A 1,481-nucleotide genomic window follows, 5' to 3' on the forward strand; every position below is an offset into this window, starting at 1 on the left:
CCAAACGCTACGCACTCGCCCTGCCCCGCTCAAGTAAAGTTAATCTGACAAGACCACTGTGCCTGTGATCGATGCCGACAGCAGCAATATGTGCTATGATTTCCTTTGTTGTTTTCAGAAACGCAAGAGGTCGGACTTGTCTAACCGTCGTGTAGAACTGCGTTATTTTTCAATAGCATTGGTGCCGGTTTTCATTTTTGGATTGCATGAGCTGATCCACCATCATCTGATTGCAACAGATTTGAACGTGCCGCTCGAAATTCTGAATGACGAGAATACATGGCTGGAAGCCGTTGGCCGTCTTCGGTTTCTTGCGGCGTCCTGGTTTTTTGCGTCTCTTGCTGTGTTGGCAGTAGCTTTGCTTATCCGCAATCTGACACGACCAATGGCGCGCGATACAAGAATTGCAGCAATTGCCACGGTACTTGCCATATTCATGCTGGCGGTGGTTCCTACGATCCAACAATATGTGACGTCGACCACTCCCAGAATTTATCATCAGGTCGGTAAGGCTGTGTTTGAAACGGCGTTATCACGTGGAACCCTGCCAGGGTGTTTGGAACCTGACGATTATTGGCTGTTGGGCACGTGCGGAGAGATACCTGTTTTTACGATGTTTATGCGGGTATTGGATATTATCAATGCGCTCGCCGGGCTTGCGGTCGGTGCACTGATAGTTGGCATGATCCTGTGTCTGGCGACCGGAAATCATGAAAGTGTCGAGGAAACGGCTGCAGAATTGGCCAGAGGCCTTCACCAGATGCGGCAGCAACTATACTTGTCCAGCCTGGTTCTGACCTTTGGAATGTTTTTTGCGTCGAGCTGGATGTATTGGCCTCTGCCTTTGATCTCCGAAACAGAAAAAGCCGCTTATAACTCGCTCATTACTGCATCAGCGCTCTTCACGGGAACTTACTTCTGCCTGCTTATGCTAAGTTTCTACCTTCCGGTCGCACTGATACTGGATAGCAGGGTCAAAAACCTTACTCGTGTGGTCAGCCAAGTTGAAATGAATAAGAAGGGCTTTGATATCGAAGACTGGAAGGCCTCGCGTGGGTTGAAAGAAGGTGTGGGTGAAGTCTTGCGCACAGGGTTCGCAATCGTTGCACCAATTCTGGCATCGTTCGCAGGTGGAATAGCTCCCCTTGCTGTATAGTCCGTGTTGCAGGACGAATGCCATCCGGTCTCTGGCAGGTCATCGAGGCTAACATTAAGCCTCCCCGATCGAACGAAGTACCCGGTCAATACGGGAGCCAAACAATCACCCCACCGGATGAAACCGCAGACCGTCTCCTCTGACCCATAAGTGCTAAACTCAGGCGTCGGTGCTGTCAGACAAATTCGAACCAGTCTCAGCTAGTCCAGTAGAGCTACCCTTTATGCCGCACCAAGTTCGCGCCACTCGGCGAGAGCGGCGGTGCGCATTAGCTTGAATGTGTCTCGGCTGGCTAGCGATCTTTCCTGGTTGAAGTGGTTGTAGA

The 1,481-nt window shown here is 50.8% G+C and carries 1 protein-coding gene and 1 pseudogene; one reads left to right on the forward strand and one right to left on the reverse strand.

Annotated features, from left to right (window positions below; all coding sequences use genetic code 11):
• Positions 1-64 precede the first annotated feature (64 nt).
• Entirely contained in the window at positions 65-1,156 is a 1,092-nt protein-coding gene (locus GOW98_RS25480; protein WP_170337393.1) for a hypothetical protein, read from the forward strand.
• A 221-nt stretch (positions 1,157-1,377) separates the two neighbouring features.
• On the opposite strand, the pseudogene GOW98_RS25995 reads toward GOW98_RS25480, so the two are convergent.
• A pseudogene (locus tag GOW98_RS25995) lies at positions 1,378-1,481 on the reverse strand (IS6 family transposase); the annotation flags it as partial.

This window comes from Ruegeria arenilitoris (assembly GCF_013032445.1).
Classification (GTDB): domain Bacteria; phylum Pseudomonadota; class Alphaproteobacteria; order Rhodobacterales; family Rhodobacteraceae; genus Ruegeria; species Ruegeria arenilitoris_F.